Genomic DNA, 22,220 nt, shown 5'->3' on the forward strand with positions numbered 1-22,220 from the left:
TCACTTCAACTAAGCCATTAGCTGTTTGGTCAGCACCTTTGATGTCAGATACACGTTGCAAGTTCATAATGTCCACACCGTACTCACGTACATGTGCTTCCATTTCAGCAGCAAACTTAGGACCTTGAGTCTTTTGAATCGACGTGAAGTTTTCAATGTCCATCGTATCCATGACCTGACCGCCCATGCGTTCAGCCACGATACCGGTTTTAATGCCTTTACGTGCTGCATAGATTGCAGAGGTATTACCCGCAGGGCCACCACCAATCACAAGGACATCAAAGGCTTCTTTGGCATTTAGCTTTTCAGCATCTTTTGCAGCAGAGTTGGTGTCTAATTTGGCAATGATTTCTTCCAAGGTCATACGACCTTGACCGATGTGATTACCGTCTTGGAATACCATTGGTACAGCCATGATTTTGCGTTCTTCCACTTCGTCTTGGAAGAATGCACCATCAATCATGGTTGCAGTTGTACCCGGGTTGTAAATTGCGATCAAGTTAAGTGCTTGAACCACGTCAGGACAGTTATGGCAGCTTAAAGATACAAACACATCAAAGTCAGTTTTAAGACCTAGACCTTTGATAGTGTTCAGTACTTCGTCAGAAACTTTCGGTGCATAACCTGAAGTTTGTAGCAAAGCTAGAATCAAAGATGTGAATTCGTGGCCCATAGGTAGACCTGCGAAGAATACGCGTGGTGTTTCACCTGCTTTTGCAATACCAAAGCTTGGCGCACGGCTGTTGTTACCGTCAAAACGTGCAGTCACTAAATCAGATAAGGCAACAACTTCAGTTACCAATTCTTTAATTTTGTCTGATTTGTCAGTGCCGTTTAAAGTCGCGACGATTTCAATCGGGCCTTCAAGGCGTTCAAGTAAGGTTTTTAATTGAGCAGAAGTATTTTGATCTAACATTGCTAACGTCTCCAGAGGAGTAAATTTATTTGATGAGAGAATGATAGAACAAACCATTAAATAGGTGAAACGGTTTGTTTTTATAAAATTAATCGGTTTTATAAATCAAATGATTAAATTTCTTTCTAAATCATAAGAATATACCGATGTGAATGCAGTCAATATTGGGTCATTATCGAGAAATACAAGTTAAATAGTGGAAAAATAAACGAATTCATCGCGCTTTAAGCGAGAGAATGCTAGAGTCAACGCAATTGTATTGAGAACTTTTTAAGGAAATGACATGCAGGTTAAGAAAGGGATTTATCAGCATTATAAAGGTCAGTTGTATCAAGTCTTTCATGTTGCAACACATAGTGAAACGCGTGAAAAAGTTGTGGTCTATCAGTGCTTGTATGACGACTATTCCATGTGGGTCAGACCCTTAGAGATGTTTATGGAAACCGTTGAAATTGATGGTGAAGTAATTCCACGTTTTAAGCTGATCCAAGAAACCCACTAAGTAGATATTTAGTACTTCAATTTATAAATATGAATGAAATAGCAAAAGGATAGAATCATAAGCATGGATGCAAATTTTAAAAACTATACGCAACAACTCTATGCAGACTTTAGTGCTCACGATGCTGCGCAAAATCACCGACTTGCGCGTTACCGAAATATTGAGCCTGAGTCTGCACTGTTTTTGGCTATGCAAATTCGCTTAAAACAAGCCAAACAAATCTTGGAAATTGGAACATCTACAGGCTATTCCACGCTGTGGTTAGCAGATGCTGCGCAGTCTACACAAGGGCGGGTCGAAACCATTGAAATTGATGCAGCGCGTATCGAACAAGCTAAACAACATGCGGCAAATTTAAGCTTAGCCGAATACATCGAATTTCATCAGGGCGATGCACTGCATTTTTTACAGCAGTTAAATCAGCGTTATGACTTCATTTTATTAGATGCAGAACGTGATGCATATGTGGCGTATTGGCCATATTTAGCTGAATTGATACAAGCTCAAAGAGGCGTGTTAGTCGTGGACAATGTGCTATCACATGCCAATGAGGTCGCTGAATTTATCCAACGTGTTGAAGCGGATGATCGTTTTATCAGTACGACATTAAATGTGGGTGCAGGGCTTTTTATGGTGAGTTGGCGCAACTAAAAATCAGGGCATTCAGCCCTGATTTGATCGAAAATATTTTTTAATTAATAAAATACTGTTGCTATAGCGCTAAGCTTGTAGCGGATTAACCCTGTAAGCTTACTCGTGAAAAATGTAGATCATATTCTAAATATTTGTGGACAAATGCCGTTTTATCACTACATCGAAGTAAATTATCATAAATAAAAGGTGAAACTGGATAAAAGAGATCCCCAGAACCATTCGCATAAAAAATTTTTAAGTAACGTGAAGAAGAACTGTATTTCCAAGAAGTTACAACAGTTGTTGTCATAAGCCACCCCCTTATTGCGTTGTTATAGTCATACTGCAGTTAAAGGTTTATCTCATTTGAAATTAAGACAAATTTAGGGCGTGAAGTATTGCAGAATTGTTAAAAAATAATGTTTTATCTCACATTTTTTTCATTTCTTTATCAACTAATTTGATAAAAATAATGCCAGTTCAAAGAAATGCCATAAGCGTCATTCTCACTTGTTGGTGTCGGGGGAGTTAAAAACTACGGCATTGTTCTGATTTATTGCCTTTGACTTGGTTGTTGCTGCCATTAATTGAAAAAGCATTTTCAAGACAAATCAAATTACCTGCGATTTCATTATTATTTAGAACAATATTGCCGTTATTTTTCTTTAATTTCAGGTCGCCTGAAATTTGGTTATTGAGGAGTTGGATGTTTTTCCCTGTCGTAAAATCGACATTGCCACTGATATTGTTATGATTGGCAATGATCTTGGTAAAATTTTTATTAGACTCAATATTGCCTTTTATATGATTGTCATGCAGTTCAACACTAGCGCCATTTTCTAAAATAACATTGCCATGAACAATTAAACCTTCAAGCTGACAATTTTTTTTGACTTTAATATCTTCACGAATACTTTGGTTTTTAATTTCACCTTCGCAGTTCACGGCAGCAAAAGTCGTAAACGAACATAAAATTAAACTGATCGAGACGAAATATTTTTTCATGGGCTTACATCTTCCTGAAATAAGCAATTGACCTAAAATTCAAGTTAAAAATACTGAAATACCGACAAAGATGTAAGTCTAAACTATCAGGTATGAGGCGCATTTTTATTATATTTGTGTAAGTGCTAAGTTGATGAATATCTATAGATAGATGGAAAGTGCTAGGGCGTTATAGCTGTATGAATAAAGTGTGAACTGCGTAGGGTGTATAGAGGTACATACTCGCCAATAATAGGCATAAAAAAACCACGCTAAAAGCGTGGTTTTTGAATCAGTTCAATCTAATACAGATTAGATTTTACCAACTAGGTCGATTGAAGGAGCAAGAGTTGCGTCGCCTTCTTTCCATTTAGCTGGGCAAACTTCGCCTGGGTGAGCGTGTACGTATTGAGCTGCTTTAACTTTACGAAGAAGTTCTTGAGCATCACGACCGATACCACCAGCGTTGATTTCAACGATTTGGATTTTACCTTCTGGATCGATAACGAAAGTACCACGATCAGCAAGACCGTCAGCTTCGATTAATACGTCAAAGTTTTTAGCAAGAGTCCAGTTCGCATCACCAACCATTACGTATTGGATTTTTTTGATTTCTTCTGAAGAATCGTGCCAAGCTTTGTGAGTGAAATGAGTGTCAGTAGAAACTGAGTAGATTTCAACACCTAGTTTTTGGAATTCTGCATAGTTGTCAGCAAGGTCACCAAGTTCAGTTGGGCAAACGAAAGTGAAGTCAGCTGGGTAGAAGAATACAACAGACCATTTACCTTTAAGATCAGCTTCAGTTACTTCGATGAATTGACCATTTTGGAATGCTTGTGCTTTAAACGGTTTAACTTCAGTATTAATTAAGCTCATCATTGTCTCCATGATTGAGGTTTGTTTTTGATTTCCAATAGGGTACAGAAATTTTTCTTATTGCTGAAATAGTATTTTTACATAACTAATATCGGAAAATCCGAATTAATAGTGATTTACTCATTTCCCAATAGACCAGTATTTCATCTCATTTAACCGCAGTTATGTGAGGATTAAATGACAGGAACTACCCTAAACGTCCTACACAGACATGAAGTCACACCCCTTAAAATTCAAGGGTGAAAGTTAAAAAAATTTTAAAATATTTCGAAAGTTAAATTTTTAATTTATAAGATGAACATTTCTATGAAAAAATTGCACTTTAAGATGATTAATTAAGCCATAAGATCTATTGCTTTAATCTGCTTGCTGATTTCCGCATGGTGCTTGATCAGCAACAATGGCGCATTCTGCTTATATTAATATGCAGGCGGCGGTACGATTTGGCAAACTGATACATTTCATACGGGGGATCAGTGATGATCATGCAATGCTTGCTATAAATGCAGGTATTGGCTTGTTATTTTGTATTCCATTGTTATTGTCATATAGATGGGGTTGGTATATTTTATTTTTTGTATTGTTCAATCTCATGCAATTCGTTTTTTTGAGCCATGCCATTTTATCCCCTTCAGTTGTTGGTTTGATTTATGACAGCATTGTCTATTGTCACAATTATGGGCTGTTGGCTTGGTTGATTGGCGAACTGCTTTTTTACTGTTTTTAGTTTAATTTTTATATTTCATGAGTTTAATAAATAAAATTTTTAAAATAAGCATTTTAAAAACGATCATTTTAATATTTCTTTTAATCGCTAGCTTTTGTGCCATGCACATCGATGCTACAAATCTTTGTGTTTTAGGATTTTACCAAAAGGGCAGTGTCATCTACTTTAGTAATATACAAGGTGGTGCAAGTGAAGATAGTTTGGTTTTTGAAGATGCAGCAGTGCTAGGTTTTCTTTTTGCCCCAATTTGGTTTTTAAATCTAAGAAGAGACTGGTTAATTGGATTGTTTAGCCTACAGTGCATTTTGCAGTTTTTAACTTTACTAATGGTAAACTTTCCAATCAATGAAATTATTAAGGATAGTATCCAGTTTTGTGGCAACAATTGGATTATCGCTTTCTTAGTTTTTAAATTTTTGTATATCGGTTTTTCTATTTGCTACTTTAAGTTTGATAACCCATGTACCAGAAATTAAAGCTTAGAAATTGTCGCATTGTAATGAGGAATTGTCTGTTTTTTACAGGTGGATTCAGGATCTTAGCCTTCCTAAGTGATGTTTTTTGTATGTGGGTTATGGGATTGACGGTATTACGCGACATACAGAAATGAACGGTTTTACTTCTGATGAACTTTTACTGATTTAATTGTAAATGTCATCTTGTGTTTTTTTTCTTTGTTCATGTGTTTCATAAAAAGAAGAAATTCATGTCTTATTTCAGGTTTGGCTTTAATTTTTATTTTAGTGACACTAATGGCGATGTTTTTGTACAGCACCATTTTATCAAGTGATTTACGACAGCATTTATCTTTGTCAAAATAATGCTTTATTGTCAATGATCATCAGTTTCAATTGATATTTAGGTGTATGGATTTATTATCTTTTGCAATGTGAAAAGGATTCGCTCTGAATCACCTTTAATTATCAAAGCGCTCAGCGTAAAATGCGAAATTCAATCTTTTATTTTTAGGAAAGTGTATCTGTGCTAAATCAGCTCAATGTTGATCAATTGGTCATGGTTCGTGATCGTCATCGTTTAAATCGGCTGAAAAAAGGCAAAGATGCTAACTCAGAAAAATTTCAAGAACTGTTTGAAAAGTCGAATGCGAAAGTGCGCGAACGAATTGCCCGCATTCCAAATATTAAATTAAATCAAGACTTACCTGTTACGCAGTATGCAGACAAACTAATTGACGCGATTCAAAAGCATCAAGTGATTATTGTGGCAGGTGAAACCGGTTCGGGTAAAACCACGCAGTTACCGCAAATTGCCATGCTTGCAGGTCGTGGTTTAACGGGTTTGATTGGTCATACTCAACCCCGTCGACTGGCTGCACGTAGCGTTTCGCAACGTATTGCTGAAGAAGTGGGCGAAAAACTGGGGGAGTCGATCTCCTTTAAAGTTCGTTTCAATGAACAAGGTTCACAAGATTCCATCGTTCGTTTGATGACCGACGGTATTTTATTGGCTGAACTGGCCAATGACCGATTCTTAAATAAATACGACACGATTATTATCGATGAAGCGCATGAACGTTCGCTGAACATTGACTTCATCATGGGCTATCTCAAACAGCTCTTGCCACGTCGTAAAGATCTCAAAGTTATTATTACCTCCGCGACATTAGACGTAAATCGCTTCTCGAATTACTTTAATGGGGCACCTATTTTTGAAGTCGAGGGTCGAAGCTTCCCTGTAGAGTTGCGTTATCGTCCGATTTCAGAGCTGAGCATTATCGGTAGTGATGACGATGAATTTGACGATTTTGAAGAAAATTTACCCCGTGCTGTGGTTTCAGCCGTAGAAGAATGTTTTCAAGATGCGCAGGAAAAAGGTCATCCTGAACATGCCGACATTTTGATTTTTGCCAGCACTGAACAAGAAATACGTGAGTTACAGGAAACACTGCAAAAGTTTGGGCCAAAACATACCGAAGTTTTACCTTTATATGCTCGATTAGCTTTGTCAGAACAGCAAAAGATCTTTAATCCATCATCAGGCGGTGGGCGACGGATTATTATTGCCACCAACGTGGCAGAAACGGCTTTAACTGTGCCAAATATTCGCTATGTAATTGATAGTGGCTTTGCACGGATATCCCGTTATAACTATCGCTCACGTGTACAGCGTCTACCAATTGAGGCTGTATCACAGGCGGCAGCAAATCAGCGTAAAGGTCGTTGTGGTCGTATTGCACCGGGTGTGTGTATTCGACTGTATTCAGAAGAAGACTTTATGAGTCGTCCTGAATTTACCGAGCCTGAGATTAAACGAACCAACTTGGCCTCGGTTATTTTGCAAATGCAAAGTTTGGGCTTTGGTGAATTAGAAGATTTCGATTTTATTGAGCCGCCAGATCATCGTTTGGTGAATGATGGTCGTAAGCTTTTGATTGAGCTTGGGGCGATGGTTGAGAAAGGGAAAGCCCCTTTTTCGCAAAGAGGGGTTGGGGGAGATTCTATTGAAAGTAATCCCCCTAAATCCCCCTTTACAAAAGGGGGACTTCCTCCGGCGAAGGGTGGTGGTTTAACCAAAATTGGTCAGCAAATGGCAAAAATGCCGATTGACCCACGTCTTGCACGGATGATTTTGGGTGGAGCGCATTTTGGCGTATTAAATGAAGTCTTGATTATTGTCGCTGCTTTAGCGGTACAAGATCCACGTGAACGTCCTGCGGATAAACAAATGCAGGCCGATCAGAAACATGCTTTGTTCCGTGAAGCTGACTCGGATTTCTTGTTCTATATCAAATTATGGGAAGCTTTGGTTGCTAACCGTGACATGAGTGAAAATAAGCGTCGAACCTTTGCACGCAACCATTTCCTTAGTTGGTTACGCCTCCGTGAGTGGAAAAAAACCCATGAGCAATTGGTGGATTTGGCTCAAGGCTTAAAACTGTCCTTTAATGAAAAGAAGGCCAATTATGAAAATTTGCACCGTGCGCTATTAACGGGTTTACTTTCATTTATTGCCAACAAAACCGATGAACGTAATGTGTTCATGGCGGTGCGTCAGCAAAAGGCACGCATTTTCCCTGCATCAACCTTGCATAAAACCAATACACCGTGGGTCATGGCTTTTGAGATGGTTGAAACCTCTCAGGTATATCTTCGTACGTTGGCAAAAATTGAACCTGAATGGATTCTATTGGCTGCAGGCGATTTATTGAAGCATCATTATTTTGAAGCCCATTGGTCCAAAAAATCTGGTGTAGTCAATGCCTATGATCAAATTTCTTTGTTTGGTTTAATTATTGAGCCACGCCGTCAGATTAATTATGAAAAAGTAGATCATCCTGCGGCGCATGAAATTTTCCTACGCGATGCGTTGACGACGGGGCATTTGGGTATTACGCCACCGTTCTTAAAACACAATTTATTAAAACTCGAAGAAGTTGAGCGCGTTGAAGATAAACTGCGTCGTCGTGATTTAGTAGTGGATGAAGAAACCATCTACCAGTTTTATGCTGCTAAAGTACCTGAAGAGGTGGCAAGCCGTCGTAGTTTTGAAGACTGGCGTGCAACGGTAGAACCACAAAATCCGCGTCATTTATTTATCGATGATGATGCACTTTGGATGAATGACCGTCCAACGACCCAGCAATTTCCAGACTACCTACGTAATGGTGAACTGCGTTTGGTTGCAAGTTATCGTTTTGACCCAAGTCATGATGAAGATGGCGCAACGGTCAAAATTCCAGTTCAAGCTTTGCCGCAAGTGGATGAAAATATTTGGTCATGGGGTATACCTGGTTGGCGACAAGACCTGATTGAAGCTTTACTTAAAGCATTGCCAAAAGATAAGCGCCGTCATTTGGTGCCAATCCCAGATACAGCGCGTAAATTAATGGATCGTGTCGATGCCGTGTATTTGCGCGAGCATATTTTTAGTTTCTTGGCGTTCCAACTACGTGGTGAGCAAATCACAGATAAGGACTTTTCTTGGGAACGCGTTGAGCAATATCTGCTGCCTTTAATCAAAGTCATTGATGAAAAAGGCCGTGTGATTGAGCAAGGTCGTGACCTAGATGAACTCAAAGCTCGCTGTCGTACTGAAACTCATAGCCCAGTCAAACAGTTAAAAGGTGAGTTTAAAACCTTCCCTGATAATTTTGTGTTCGAAGCATCACAAAAAGTCACGGGTGTGCTGGTGAAACAATACCAAGCGCTTGTTCCAGTCAAAGGCTTTGCGGAGTTGGATGCCAAAGACGAATCTGGTGTGGTGATTCAGACTTTCAATGACCAATTTGAAGCAGTCAAACAACACCGCGAAGGGATCATTCGTTTGGTTCATATGCAGCTGGGGGACTTAGTTCGTCAGTTGAAAAAACAGATTTCTAAACCCTTGGCATTGGCTTATTCACCGCTAGGTGACAAAGCAAAACTAGAGCAAATGTTAGTTTATGCCACACTTCAGCTTGCAATAAATGAGCTACCTGTCAATGTGCAGGAGTACCAAAACCTAATTTTAAATGTAAAGAAATCTTTCTTAACCCATGGGCAGCAAGCGTTAGCCGTTTTAACTGAAACCTATATTCAATGGCAGGATATACGTCGGAAATTGTTGGTTTTAGATGATTCTGTGTTTGGAAAGAACATTGATGACATTGAAGATCAACTCGATTTGATGCAACTTTCAGATTTTGTTTATGGCAAAACTTCCGATGTGTGGCTCGAATTTCCAAGATATTTGAAGGCATTAGTCTTGCGTTTAGACCGCTTGCAAAATAACCTACAAAGGGACAATTCTGCCATTGATCAAGTTGACCCATGGATGGAAAAATTATTTAAGTTTAAAAATGACACTCGCCTTAAAGAATTGTATTTCATGGTTGAGGAGTTACGCATCTCTATTTTCTCTCAACCAATGAAGACCAAGATGCCAATTTCTCCATCCCGCTTGCAAAAAGTATGGGATAAGCTCGGAATCAGTTAAGATATAGGTAATTTCTAAAAGGAGTTTTACATGGGCATCCGCATTACGGGTACAGGTCTTTATCATCCAGAAGACGTAATTACTAACGAAGAGTTAGTTGAAGCTTTAAATGCTTATGTGGAACAGTACAACAGCGACAATGCTGAAAAAATTGAAGCCGGTGAGCTAGAAGCGCGCCGTGGTTCAAGTGCAGAATTTATCGAAAAAGCGTCTGGCGTGAAAGCACGTTATGTTGCTGAAAAAAGCGGTATTTTAGATCCAAAACGTTTACGCCCAGTGTTACATGAGCGTCCAAATGATGAAATTTCGCTACAAGCGGAATGGGGCGTAGCTGCTGCAAAGCAAGCGATGGAAAATGCGGGTGTGACTGCTGAAGACATCGATGTTGTGATCTTGTCATGCTCTAACATTCAACGTGCATATCCAGCCGTTTCAATTGAAATTCAAACTGCGTTGGGTATTCAGGGTTATGCCTATGACATGAACGTTGCATGTTCAGCTGCAACTTTTGGTATCAAGCAAGCCTATGACGCGATCAAATCAGGCGCTCGTCGCGTGTTATTGGTAAACGTTGAGATTACATCTGGGCATACAGATTTCCGTATGCGTGACTGTCACTTCATCTTTGGTGACGTTGCAACGGCTTCGATCATTGAAGAAACTGAAACCAAAGCTGGTTTTGAAGTGTTGGATATTGACCTGTTTACACAGTTCTCAAACAATATTCGTAACAACTTCGGTTACTTAAATATGAGTGAAGTCGATGCTGACATCGACAACAACCGTTTCCGTCAAGACGGTCGTAAAGTATTTAAAGAAGTGTGTCCATTAGTGGCGAAAATGATCACCAAGCAATTGGATGACAATAAAATTGCGGCAACAGATGTAAAACGCTTCTGGTTACACCAAGCAAATGCCAGCATGAATGAATTGATTCTGAAACTGGTTGTGGGTAAAGAACACGCTCAGCCAGACCTTGTGCCAATCATTCTTGATGAATTTGCCAATACTTCATCAGCAGGTGTCATTATTGTGTTGCACCGTACAGCAAATGAAGTAAACCATGGCGAATACGGTGTGCTTTGCTCATTTGGTGCAGGCTACTCAGTAGGTTCTGTACTTGTTCAAAAACATGATGCTGCCTAAAGTCAGCACATTTGCAGGTTGAACATGATGCAAAATGGATAAAGCGTTTAAGCGCTTTATCCCGCATGTATTTCACGCCAACATTTTTAGGCGCTGAATACATCGATGCATCTAAACCTGCAATGTATGTAGGGAATCACACAATTTACGGTGTACTCGATTCACCTGTGATTATTGATTATCTCTACAATGAACATAAAGTGGCTGTGGTCAGTATTGCTGATCATAGCCATTTTTATTTGCCCGGTTGGCGTGGCATGGTCAAAAAGTTCGGTGCAGTCCAAGGCATTCAGGACTATGTCAGAACAGTGATGCAACAAGGTTATTCCATTTTAGTTTTTCCCGGTGGCGGTCGAGAGGTTTTGAAACGCAAAGGCGAAGCCTATCAACTGATCTGGAAGCAACGTTATGGCTTTTTAAAACTGGCGCAAGAATTTAATTATGACATCGTGCCTTTTGCCGCTTTAGGTGGAGATGAAGTCTTTGAACTGGGTTTTGATGCCAGTGTGATCGTTGAACATCGTTGGTTTAAACAACTATTAAAAATACAAAAACTCGATAAATTATTACGCCATGGTGATGTGATTCCGTCTTTACCCAAACGTATTATCCCCAAGCGCATTCCGTTCTATTTTCAATTTTTACCCCGTCAAAGCTTAAGTCATATTCAGAGTGTGGAGGATTTAAAGCGTTATCGTGAGGCTCTACAACAAGATATTTACACTGCGATAGAACAGCTTAAAAAAATCCGTGCAGAACAACATTCTGTAGACCAATAGTAGTGACTACTCTTAAACTTTATCTATTTTTTATTCGTCACAGCTCAAAATCGTAGAGAAATGAGTCACAACATTGGCCTTTCGGTTTTTCAAACTAATACCTTTGCATTGACCTTTTTAACAGCTATTTGGCCGATTAATGGCAGTAGTCGGAGCACTAAACTTTAACTATAGTGAAGGTTGAAAAATAATCAACGATCGTTAGGGCGGAAGATGGAACAGAACAGCTTGACCCCGCAGCTTGAGCATATTGCTCGGCAACTTATTCGAATATCTCCAAGTTTAAAGCAGTTGTATCAAGAGCAAATGGATCTTGCTACAGCACTCAATTCACAAAATATCTTTAAAATTGAACAAGAGCAGCACCGCATTCAACTGTGTAATGGACTGTGGACCTTACAGCTACAAAGTCGTGAATCGATTGGCTATCAGTTTCCTAGAAGTCCATTTAGACCCATCAAAATTGCTGAATTGCATACGACAGTGCCATGTATTGAGGCAATAGAAGATTTCTTATTTCATGAATTGTATTTTTTTACTGGCGACCTAAAGCCGCAACATTCACTCTTGCTCAGAGAAAAAGCACAGCAATTTAGACAATTGATCTTACAGTCGATTTTTCAACATCTAAATGGGCCAGCGCGTGTTCAGCAGTTTTTAGCACAGATGACAGCAGTTGAAGCGCAAATTTTTGATCAGTTGATGCAAGAGCAGCAGATTTATCAGACACCACTATTACAAGCGTATATTGAATGCCAGATCAGTCTACCACATTGGTTGATGCAAAAGATTGAGCAGATGTTCGCGCTTCATTCACTTACAGAAACTGAAATATTGCCGATACAACTATTGATGGATAGCTTGGACGAGATTTGTTTTGCTACAGCACAATTTTTAGATCCGACCATATACCGGATCATCAGTTTGAGTTATGAAGATCGGTTTAATTTACAAGAATTAAATGAACATATAGAAGATATTATATTGTTGCTCGACCATGCATATGAGCGTCCTAATTTACTGGGTTTTATTCGTTTGATGCATCGGGATGTTTGGGCAGAGCAGGACATATTAAGCCACAGTAATTTTGTGCAAGCCACAGCAATTTGGCAAAAAAAATGTGGAAAACTCCCTTTGCTCGATAACAATCGTGCGGTGCGATGGATGTTCAAGCAGTCAGCCGAAGTATTGGATTGGCTGAGTCGTAATTTTCAACACAGTAATGTACGAGTGGCTGTGACGGCATTAAGTTTTGTCGATACGCAGCATATTCATCCCGCATTGATTCTTGAGACCTTACAACATTTTCAATTTGTTGCAGCGCGCTTATTTATTCAAAATTGCCATACGATTGCGCATGAACATGATTGGTTTAATCATGAAAAAAATCTGCAGTTTGTTTTACAGCGAAAATATCAGCAGCATGATGACCATCGTGTAGTGATCAGCCCATCGATTTTGTATTTAGATGAGTGGTTGATCTTAATGCGACAGGTGTTAGGCGCGGAGGATCAGGCCATAAAAAAAGTCTATCTACCTTTGAGCCGTATTATGCAGGCCTATCTGCAACATTTAGTACGTTGTACGCAGCATTTACCTCAGGCTTTGATGGATTATATCCGTCCAGAAACCCAAGAAAATCGCCAGTTTTTAAGTATGTTACGACAGCATAAAATTCAACTGCACGATTTTCGAAATTTATTTTATTTAAAGCATGCTAATTTAAGAGTATCTGTATTTGATGCATATGTGCGTGACTATGTTAGTGCGACTTATTCTACAGGTGATACAGTCCCTAAAAATATTACTTGGAATGGGGTCTTTCATCAGGCGGTGCATTGGCATGCCAAGCAACAAAAGCAAGAAGTGTTAACTCAATTAAAGCGTAAATTTGAGACAACAGTCTGGCAGCCATTTACAACAGAAGACAAAATATATTTTCAAGAGTGGGTCTTTGAAGAATTAAAAACCATCGATCGAATTATTGATGAATCTATTCACTTTAAACATTGTTTGGCATCAAGTTATAGCGCCAGTATCATTGCAAGAGTATATGTAGCTTTTCGTATGTACCATCCCATTTTGCATGTATCGATGACTTTGGGCTGTCATGTGCAAAACCACATTTTGGTTTTTGATCAACTTGAGTATTCAAATAATACCCAAGCAGAAATAGAAAAAGTAAATATCGCCAAAGAATTTTTAAATAGGTTCAATAGCTTCAAGTAAGATTGGCAAAATACGGATTTAGTAAACTATGTTGTGCGCTTAACTTTTGAGTCAAAAATCGTTAGGCTATAGCCGTTCTTTTACGGTATAGGTCTTATGAAACAAGAAACTGCACTCAAGTTGCTCAAAGCAGGCGAAAATGTGTTTTTAACAGGTTCGGCTGGTGCAGGTAAAACTTATACTTTAAATCAGTACATCAATTATCTGAAAGCGCGCAAAGTGCCGGTGGCAATTACGGCTTCTACAGGGATTGCTGCAACCCATATGAATGGCATGACAATTCATACATGGGCAGGGATTGGGATTAAAGATGCGATTTCCGAAGATGAGTTAAAGCGCTTAAAAGAACGTAAATATTTAAAAGAGCATTTGGAAAATGCCCAAGTTTTAATCATCGATGAAATTTCGATGTTGCATGCCAAGCAATTAAACTTGGTGAATAAAGTTTTAAAATTTTTTAAAGACAGTGAAGATGCTTTTGGGGGGATTCAAGTCATTGTTGCAGGTGACTTCTTCCAGTTACCTCCTGTGGGGCGTAAAGGTGAATTAAACCGTGATAAGTTTTGCTTTATGTCCGAAGCATGGGTAGAGGCGAAGTTTCGCGTGTGTTATTTGACCGAACAACATCGTCAGGGCAATGACTATCTGAATGACATTCTAAATGCGATTCGTGCTCAGCAAATTACTGGCGATCATTTGCATGCTTTAAGGCAGACAAGTTCACAAAATATAGGTGAAACCTTTACGCGCTTGTATACCCATAATATGGATGTAGATAGTATTAACTATAAACATCTAAATGAAATTGAGCAAGAATCTCGCCAGTTTGATGCTCAATGCGATGGTAATGATAAACTGATTGAAACCTTAAAATCTTCAGTGCGTGCGCCGGAAACTTTGACCTTAAAGAAAAATGCCAAAGTGATGTTTGTAAAAAACAACTTTGATGTGGGCTATATCAATGGCAGTCTCGGTGAAGTGATAGGTTTTGAAGAAGATGATGAATATGGCATCTTGCCTAAAGTAAAGCTCACTGATGGCACGACCTTAGTGGTCGAGCCTGAAACATGGTCTGTCGATAATGATGATGGTAAAACCATTGCCAGTTTCCAACAAATTCCACTGCGATTGGCCTGGGCAATCACCATTCATAAATCTCAAGGGATGACCCTTGCAGCGGCTGAAATTAACTTAACGCATACTTTTGAGAAAGGTCAGGGTTATGTGGCATTGTCGCGTTTAAAAACATTAGATGGTCTGCGTTTACTTGGTTTTAATGAACAAGCCTTAGAACTCGACAGTTTGGCGATTAAAGCCGATCGACGTTTTCAGGAGCTCTCTGACGAAGCGGAAACCAATTTTGCAGAGGCTGATTTAACCGTACAACATAAAGCCTTTATTCGTCATTGTGGTGGAACGCTGAATGAAGTGGAAATCGAGCGCAATGAAAAGAAAATAGCCAAAACTGGTGCAAAACAAAGCTTTGCCACAGCGACTTTAGATCAAACTCGGGAGTTGTTTGAGGAAGGTTATGAAATTCAGGATATTGCTGTGGAGCGTGGTTTAACACCAGCTACGATTATTAACCATTTGGCTCGTCTGCAAAAAGAGCAAGGTTTAGATATCTCGGTGGCACATCCGGGAGAAGACGTGGTTGAGCAGGTGCGTAAAATCTATAAACGTTTGGCGAAACGACAAGACCCAGCACATTATAATGATGACGGCACGGTTAAGTTGCGTCCAATTGTGGAGTTAACCAGTCCACGCATGGGATATGACCAAGTTCGTTTGGCTTTATTATTTGTGGAATAACACATTCTTTGGATTACATACATTTAAAGCTAGATTGATCAATCTGGCTTTTTTAATAAGGGGGCATCGTGTTTATTTTCATCCTTTGCATCTGCTTAAAAACGATGAATTGGTGGTTAAAGTTCCAAATAAAACTTCAAATGAATAATACTTAATAAAATAATGATAAGATGAGTATAATTCATTAATACTTTGCGAAAACAATTTGATTGCAAAGTTGCTCCCAAGTTTAGTTGAGAACAATCATGTTGGAATTACGCCATCTTAAAACCTTATTGGCACTCAGAGAACACGGTTCTTTGGTCGCTGCATCTAATGATCTGTGTTTAACGCCTTCTGCACTTTCACACCAGTTGAAAGAGCTAGATCATTGGTATGGGGTAGAGGTGGTGAACCGACGCACACGTCCTGTTACTTTTTCGAATGTTGGGCAACGTTTACTACGCCTTGCTGATGATATTTTGCCGCAAGTTCAAATTGCACAATCGGACATTACACGTATTGTGCATGGTCAAACCGGCCGAATTATTTTTTCTTCAGAATGCCATAGTTGTTTTGATTGGCTGATGCCGTTATTGAATGTCTACCGTCAGCAATACCCCGATGTAGATTTAGACTTTGCCTCTGGCTTTGAAGCCAATCCGCATGAACTATTACAAACGGGCGAGTTTGATCTTCTGATTACGGCAGACCCAATCAATTTAAAAGGTGTGGAATATTTCCCTATCTTTGAATATGAGTCTCGTTTGGTATTGTCCAATACACATCCATTGGTTCGTGCGACAAATGTGACTGTTCAAGAATTAGCAGAAGAAACGCTGATAACCTATCCGGTCGATAAACATCGTTTAGATATCATGGCAAAATTATTTTTACCGGCCAATATTCAGCCTAAACACGTTCGTACGACAGATTTGACCCAGATGCTGATTCAGTTGGTTGCAAGCGGTCGTGGCATCGCGGCATTACCTGATTGGGTGGTAAATGAATATGAACAAAAAGGTTGGGTGACCTCTCGACGTTTAGATTGTGTTTCACCTGAAGGTTTAAGACGGACTTTGTACGCCGGTTATCGTACCGAAGAGGCTGAAAAAAGCTACTTTGAAGGCTTCCTAAAACAGTTGGCGAAATTCTCACAAAAACGCAATCAATATTATTCCAACTAAGGGGGATCTATGATTCAGAATCTTTTTGTATACGGGACATTACGTCTAGGTCAGCCCAATGCTAATGTGATGGAGCGCATAGGTGGTGTGTGGAAGAAAGGTGTGGTTTGGGGTGAATTAGAACATAAAGGCTGGGGTGCAGCGATGGGCAGTCCGGGCATTCGTTTATCGAAGGCAGGTCAAGCCATTGAAGGCTATGTTTTTATCTCTGAAAACTTAGCAGCTCATTGGGCGGCTTTAGATGAATTTGAAGGTGCTGAATATCAACGTGTGGCTGTTGATGTGCAATTGGAAGGCGGAGAATGGATGCAGAGTGAAATTTACGCCTTGAAATAATATAGAGGGGAGAGTCGTAAAATACGTGGGCCATCCATACATTATGACTTTCCCCGACCTTTGAAATATGTATCGATGATTCTGCTTGCTCTGTTGTTTCCTTGAGTGCATTTTCTTTCGAAGAGCAGTATTTGAAAGAGTTGTATCTAAAGTGCTTGAATGCACAGAAATCACTTTAAGATTGCTATACAAGTGGATGAATAATTTTTAGAATTGAGCTGTATCTCACACTGAAACCTGTTTGAGCTCAATCATGCCGAATACTATAGAACCATCACCAACTCAACTCATGTCTGTGATTCAAACGCAGACAGCTATTGCCAAACTGGGTTTAGATCTAAATGCAGTGATGACCGTGGTCGCAGAACAGGCGCAGCAGATTACACATGCTAAAGGTGCAGTTGTAGAGTTGGCTGAAGATGGTGATATGGTCTATCGTGCAGTGTCTGGCGGGGCGAGCCATTTACTGGGTCTAAGACTTCATATTGAAAATAGTTTATCGGGTCTATGTATAGCGCAAAAACAAACACTGTATTGCCAAGATTCGGAAACAGATGCACGGGTAGATCGCGTGGCATGTCGACGTGTCGGGTTGCGTTCGATGGCTGTGGTGCCATTGATTCACTGTGATGAAGGTGTTGGTGTTTTAAAGATTTACTCTGACCAAGTCGATGCCTTTCAGGAAGCTGATTTACATATATTGAGTTTGATGTCTGAGTTGATCGCTGCGGCGATGTACCATGCAACACGTTTCGGTGCGACAGAGTTATATAAATTGGCGACTCAAGATAGCTTAACCGGCTTAGCCAATCGGGCTTTGTTTGTCGACTTTTTACGCCAAGGGATAGAAAAAGCACGTGCGCAGAAAAAAGTGCTAGGTATCTTGATGATTGATATGGATGGTCTGAAGCCGATTAATGATCAGTTTGGACATCGCATTGGGGATGCTGCACTGAAAGAAATTGCACAGCGCATTTTGCGTGAAACACGTCAAGATGACTTGGTTGCACGCTTGGGTGGTGATGAATTTGCTGTGATCTTAACCAATATTGCCAACTTAGAACGTGCGCAAACGGCGATGAATCGAATCGCAGAAAGTTGCGGACTGCCGTTTGTATTTGAGCAAATGAGCTTGAAAATTGGTGCCAGTATAGGCATGGCTTTATTTCCAGAAGATGCTCAATCTATCGATCAATTGGTCGAAATGGCAGATTTGAAAATGTACGCCAATAAGCGTGTACGGAAACAAATCAATCCTGAATAACGTACTGCCTAAATAATTCTCTAATTGTTATGTAGGTGAATTCCTTCACTACCTTCATATTATCTAAAGTATCGCAAAACGTTTTGATGAAAACTTGTCCTGTCTCAAACAAATGCGGATGACATTACTAAGTATCATTGTTTAATTTAAATCAAAGTGCGCTTAGCATGTGACGGTGCAAGATGATTAAATAATTGAAAAATCATCTAAGGTCATTTGTTTTTTGACTCAAAATAATATTTTGAATTGTTAAGCTGTGCACTATTGCATGGCGAAAAGAGCATGACAATTCAATGAAAGGGATGTCAAAAGATTTATTCATTATTGCGGCAGGTTTTATTGCTGCAATGCATATCGGGAAACTACCGCCCGCAATACCTGTATTACAACAGCAACTCGGCATTAGCTTTATTCAGTCTGGTTTATTGCTCTCACTAGTACAGGGTGCAGGAATGTGCTTTGCATTGTTGATTGGTAGTTATATCCAAAAAATTGGATTTAAACTGTGTATCTTATTGGGCTTAAGTCTATTGACGATAGCAAGTGCATGGGGGAGCTTTGCACAAAGCTTTGATGTCTTGTTGCTACTGCGTGTCATAGAAGGATTTGGCTTCTTATTGGTGACACTCACAGGGCCTGCATTTATCCGTCAGCTTGTACCGCTACAGCACATCAGAGCAAAGATGGGACTGTGGAGTGCTTATATGGGCGGAGGTATGGGCATAGCCTTATTGGTTGCGCCATTTCTAATTGCTCAATATGGTTGGAGTGTGGTTTGGCTCAGTTTCGCTATGATTACTGCAGCATTACTACTCTGTATCGCTATGTTTATTCCTCAGCCTAATGTGGCGCTGAATACAACACCTATTATTGGTCTCATTAGAGATACCTTGAAACATCCTGCAGCATGGCTTTTGGCGCTCATTTTTGGGACATATGCAGGGCAGTGGTTTGCATTGGTGGGTTTCTTACCGATGATTTATGCACAAAACCAAATTTCAGCTGAATTGGCAGGCGCTTTAACAGCCAGTGTTGCCGTTGCGAATGCAGTGGGCACATGGGGTTGCGGACTGTTATTACAGCGTGGTTTTCAAGCTAGAACTTTAGTCCAACTGGGTTTTGCTGTCTTGATCATTTGCTCTTTAGGATTTTATCTCTCTAAAGATGCGTTACCTTTTTTACTGCAATATTTAACGGTGTTTAGTTTTTCGCTTTTTGGAGGCTTGGTTGCTGCGACGGTCTTTGCGCAATCACTGCATTTTGCACCTTATCCTGCGGCAATTAGTACGACGGTCGGCATGATTTTACAATGCTCTGCCATATCACAATTTGTTCTGCCACCTGTGATTGCCACTGTGGTTTCACAAACTGGAGCGTGGTTTTGGGCGGGGATCTTGATGTCAGCATTATCATTCGTTGGAATCATGCTTAGTCGACGTTTATTTCAAATGCAGCATGGCTCAAATTAAAATTTTGTTAAACCGCTATGTCAGCAACGGCCTTATTGTTTAATCCCAATCAGTAGCGACAAGATGCCTGCTGCAATGAGTGGGCCGACAGGTACACCACGCAGCATGGCAACACCTGCGACTGTCCCAATCAATAGTCCGGCAACCACATCTGGCTGATTGGACATCAGTTTGACACCGCGACCGCCTAACCATGCGACAAAGATGCCAATGGCGATTGCGACGAGGGATTTCCAACTTAAAAAGGATTTTAAAATCGAATCACCGGGTATTTTTCCGCTAGCGATCGGCGTGAGTACGCCAATGGTTAAAATAATAATGCCAATGTTTAAGCCATATTGTTGCAGATAGGGGAAAAATTCACTTAAAGGCGTGATGCGGAAAATAATCAAGACACCTGCTGCTATGGTGATCGCTGTATTGTGGCTAAAGATGCCACAAGCCAATAACACCAATAACACGATCAGATTTAAATCCAACTGAGACATAGGATATTCGTGAGAAACTTCAATAAATAATCAATAGTGTAGCGCAGAAACATTAAAAACTGGCGTTCAAGATTATTTCCGCTATTTTTCCTGCAAGTTGGCTCGTGGTTCAGTATAAAATAGCAATATATGGTGTTTATTAGGTTGTTCTATGTTTTTGGAAAAAATGCTGCAATCACAAGGTTTTGGTTCGCGTAAATATTGCCAACAGTTGATTAAAAATGGTGCGGTCGAAATACACGGTGAGATTGTAGATAATCCAAAGCAAAAACTGGACTTGAATGATTTAACTTACAGTGTGCATGGTCAGGACTATGTCTATCGTGAGCATATCTATATTGCGTTAAATAAACCCCAAGGTTATGAATGTTCGCATCAGGCAACCCATCATTTTAGTGTTTTTGAATTATTTGATGATGTGCTGTTAAATCGTGGTTTGCAATGCGTCGGGCGACTGGATCAAGACACCACTGGACTGTTGCTGCTCACGGATGATGGTCAATATCTACAAGCGCTTACACACCCTAAAAAGCATGTTGCCAAAGTGTATTCGATGCATACCGCAGATCCTGTGACGCCTGAGCAAATACAACAATTAGAACAAGGCGTGGAGCTTCGAAACGAAAAAGGCATCTTCGCTGCAACCGATGTACAGCTATTGGCTTCACAGCAATTACAAATGACTGTCCATCAAGGGGTCTATCATCAAGTAAAGCGGATGTTGGCGGCTGTCGGTAATAAAGTTGAAACTTTACATCGAGCTCAAATTGGACAATTAAAGCTTGAAGATCTCGCTGAGGGTGAATGGATTTATTTGAATGCAGCGCAAATTGAACAATCGAAATTTCGTGAAAATCTAAATCCACAGTAATGGGTATTGGGCTTTGATACGTCATCATTTGAAGGATGAATGTGCGGTATTAAAGCCCCTTAATATGTCTGCTATCTACTGATCGAAAGATTCGTTTCTAATATGCGTTGATGATGTATTTTAATGCCGAGCAAGGCATTAGCGAATAAAGTAATGATAAGTTTGAAATTCATCATCTTTAATGAAGCCCATCGATTCATAGAGCTGATGTGAGTGATAGTTATTTTTTTGAGTTTCGAGGCTGATTCGAAGCGCACCTTCATGTTGAGCAAAGAGAACCGCGGTATCGATCAATTGTTTGGCTGAACCCTGACGACGATATACAGGGCTGACATAGACATCATCTAAAATATAGTAGGTTGAACAAGCCACAGATGAAAAGCCCAAATACAGTAAGATAAACCCAGTAATCACATCATCTTTTAAGCAAATAAAAATTACACTTTCATTATTTTCAAAACGTTGTCTTAGAAATTTATATGAGATATCAAGATTAGAAGAGGTGCCATAAAATTGGCGATATTCATCAAATAAAACAGCAAGTGGATGAAGGTCTGCTTCTGTTGCGCGTCGAACGATCATTTTTTTCTATACTCCATGCTATTTTTATCAGTCTTGCATGAAGCATATCGAATTTTCGAAATTGGTTGATTTATAAATTGTTTATAAATGCGACAGTGTTAAGTTTTGTCACCTTCACCCAAAATTGCATTGAGCTCTTCAAACAAGTCGAGATGATCATCATCTAATAATGGATCATTATTTAAAATTTCTAATTCCGCAGGGCTAATTTCAGTGGTTGAAATGGCTTGAGCTTCTTGTTGTTTTAATTTACGTAACTTAATCAATTGTTCAATATTGATATTTTGGTTTTCAATAGAGAAGGGGATCGATTTGGTTAAAACAACTTGTTTAAAGAATAGACGTACAGCCTGTGCAGGTGTAATGCCTAATTGCTTAAACACGGCAAAGGCCTGTTTCTTTTCCTGTGAATCGAGGCGGATTTGGTAGACTTCAGTTTTTCTCATATTCTTAGAAAGCTTTAAAATACTTAACTTTTCGCATTTATTCTAATCAAAACTATCAT

20 protein-coding genes are annotated in these 22,220 nt (G+C 39.6%); 13 read left to right on the plus strand and 7 right to left on the minus strand.

Annotation, left to right across the window (positions count from 1 at the left end; translation table 11 throughout):
• A partial coding sequence (locus FTU83_RS09275; protein ID WP_180106206.1) for a thioredoxin family protein occupies window positions 1–916 on the minus strand: 916 nt, incomplete at its 3' end.
• Window positions 917–1,199: 283 nt separating this feature from the next.
• Here FTU83_RS09275 and FTU83_RS09280 point away from each other — a divergent pair.
• Window positions 1,200–1,418 (plus strand): DUF1653 domain-containing protein, encoded by a 219-nt coding sequence (locus tag FTU83_RS09280; RefSeq protein WP_180010283.1) that lies wholly within the window; start codon window positions 1,200–1,202, stop codon window positions 1,416–1,418.
• Window positions 1,419–1,475: 57 nt separating this feature from the next.
• Window positions 1,476–2,069: an O-methyltransferase gene (locus tag FTU83_RS09285; protein WP_373685365.1), complete on the plus strand. Its 594-nt coding sequence runs from the start codon at window positions 1,476–1,478 to the stop codon at window positions 2,067–2,069.
• An 85-nt stretch (window positions 2,070–2,154) separates the two neighbouring features.
• On the opposite strand, the gene FTU83_RS09290 is transcribed toward FTU83_RS09285, so the two are convergent.
• The 3 genes from FTU83_RS09290 to ahpC all read right to left on the minus strand — a co-directional run bounded on the left by FTU83_RS09290 (window position 2,155) and on the right by ahpC (window position 3,911).
• Entirely contained in the window at window positions 2,155–2,361 is a 207-nt protein-coding gene (locus tag FTU83_RS09290; RefSeq protein ID WP_078189026.1) for a KTSC domain-containing protein, read from the minus strand.
• A gap of 218 nt (window positions 2,362–2,579) precedes the next feature.
• Complete coding sequence (locus tag FTU83_RS09295) at window positions 2,580–3,056, minus strand: hypothetical protein (protein ID WP_180034674.1); 477 nt, start codon at window positions 3,054–3,056, stop codon at window positions 2,580–2,582.
• Window positions 3,057–3,347: 291 nt separating this feature from the next.
• Entirely contained in the window at window positions 3,348–3,911 is a 564-nt protein-coding gene (ahpC, locus tag FTU83_RS09300; RefSeq protein ID WP_078193727.1) for an alkyl hydroperoxide reductase subunit C, read from the minus strand.
• 828 nt (window positions 3,912–4,739) lie between these two features.
• On the opposite strand from ahpC, the gene FTU83_RS09305 reads away from it, so the two are divergent.
• From FTU83_RS09305 to FTU83_RS09350, 10 genes are all read left to right on the plus strand, one after another.
• On the plus strand, window positions 4,740–5,114 hold the full coding sequence (locus FTU83_RS09305; RefSeq protein WP_180124319.1) for a hypothetical protein: 375 nt from the start codon (window positions 4,740–4,742) through the stop codon (window positions 5,112–5,114).
• Window positions 5,115–5,619: 505 nt separating this feature from the next.
• Window positions 5,620–9,573 (plus strand): DUF3418 domain-containing protein, encoded by a 3,954-nt coding sequence (locus FTU83_RS09310; RefSeq protein ID WP_180106212.1) that lies wholly within the window; start codon window positions 5,620–5,622, stop codon window positions 9,571–9,573.
• 30 nt (window positions 9,574–9,603) lie between these two features.
• Window positions 9,604–10,719: a beta-ketoacyl-ACP synthase III gene (locus FTU83_RS09315; protein ID WP_180106215.1), complete on the plus strand. Its 1,116-nt coding sequence runs from the start codon at window positions 9,604–9,606 to the stop codon at window positions 10,717–10,719.
• A gap of 11 nt (window positions 10,720–10,730) precedes the next feature.
• Complete coding sequence (locus tag FTU83_RS09320) at window positions 10,731–11,498, plus strand: 1-acyl-sn-glycerol-3-phosphate acyltransferase (protein ID WP_180106217.1); 768 nt, start codon at window positions 10,731–10,733, stop codon at window positions 11,496–11,498.
• A 213-nt stretch (window positions 11,499–11,711) separates the two neighbouring features.
• Window positions 11,712–13,727 (plus strand): hypothetical protein, encoded by a 2,016-nt coding sequence (locus tag FTU83_RS09325; protein WP_180106219.1) that lies wholly within the window; start codon window positions 11,712–11,714, stop codon window positions 13,725–13,727.
• A gap of 96 nt (window positions 13,728–13,823) precedes the next feature.
• Complete coding sequence (locus FTU83_RS09330) at window positions 13,824–15,539, plus strand: AAA family ATPase (protein WP_180003112.1); 1,716 nt, start codon at window positions 13,824–13,826, stop codon at window positions 15,537–15,539.
• Between the two features lie 245 nt (window positions 15,540–15,784).
• Window positions 15,785–16,705 (plus strand): LysR family transcriptional regulator, encoded by a 921-nt coding sequence (locus tag FTU83_RS09335; RefSeq protein WP_078189020.1) that lies wholly within the window; start codon window positions 15,785–15,787, stop codon window positions 16,703–16,705.
• A 12-nt stretch (window positions 16,706–16,717) separates the two neighbouring features.
• Entirely contained in the window at window positions 16,718–17,041 is a 324-nt protein-coding gene (locus tag FTU83_RS09340; RefSeq protein WP_180106259.1) for a gamma-glutamylcyclotransferase family protein, read from the plus strand.
• 253 nt (window positions 17,042–17,294) lie between these two features.
• Complete coding sequence (locus FTU83_RS09345; protein ID WP_180106221.1) at window positions 17,295–18,305, plus strand: sensor domain-containing diguanylate cyclase; 1,011 nt, start codon at window positions 17,295–17,297, stop codon at window positions 18,303–18,305.
• A gap of 302 nt (window positions 18,306–18,607) precedes the next feature.
• The gene (locus tag FTU83_RS09350) at window positions 18,608–19,774 is read left to right on the plus strand and encodes a CynX/NimT family MFS transporter (protein WP_257222573.1); all 1,167 of its coding nucleotides are present in this window, start codon (window positions 18,608–18,610) and stop codon (window positions 19,772–19,774) included.
• A 32-nt stretch (window positions 19,775–19,806) separates the two neighbouring features.
• Here FTU83_RS09350 and FTU83_RS09355 read toward each other — a convergent pair whose 3' ends face one another.
• The gene (locus tag FTU83_RS09355) at window positions 19,807–20,262 is read right to left on the minus strand and encodes a DUF441 domain-containing protein (protein WP_180003104.1); all 456 of its coding nucleotides are present in this window, start codon (window positions 20,260–20,262) and stop codon (window positions 19,807–19,809) included.
• A gap of 151 nt (window positions 20,263–20,413) precedes the next feature.
• On the opposite strand from FTU83_RS09355, the gene FTU83_RS09360 reads away from it, so the two are divergent.
• Entirely contained in the window at window positions 20,414–21,133 is a 720-nt protein-coding gene (locus tag FTU83_RS09360) for a pseudouridine synthase (protein ID WP_180106225.1), read from the plus strand.
• A 138-nt stretch (window positions 21,134–21,271) separates the two neighbouring features.
• Here FTU83_RS09360 and FTU83_RS09365 read toward each other — a convergent pair whose 3' ends face one another.
• Both FTU83_RS09365 and FTU83_RS09370 read right to left on the minus strand, forming a co-directional pair.
• A complete protein-coding gene (locus tag FTU83_RS09365; RefSeq protein WP_168378877.1) occupies window positions 21,272–21,715 on the minus strand; it encodes a GNAT family N-acetyltransferase in 444 nt (147 codons plus the stop codon).
• Window positions 21,716–21,813: 98 nt separating this feature from the next.
• Window positions 21,814–22,161 (minus strand): type II toxin-antitoxin system RelB/DinJ family antitoxin, encoded by a 348-nt coding sequence (locus tag FTU83_RS09370; protein ID WP_078189014.1) that lies wholly within the window; start codon window positions 22,159–22,161, stop codon window positions 21,814–21,816.
• Window positions 22,162–22,220: the final 59 nt, after the last annotated feature.

It is taken from the genome of Acinetobacter sp. YH12152, assembly GCF_013418285.1.
GTDB lineage: Bacteria > Pseudomonadota > Gammaproteobacteria > Pseudomonadales > Moraxellaceae > Acinetobacter > Acinetobacter amyesii.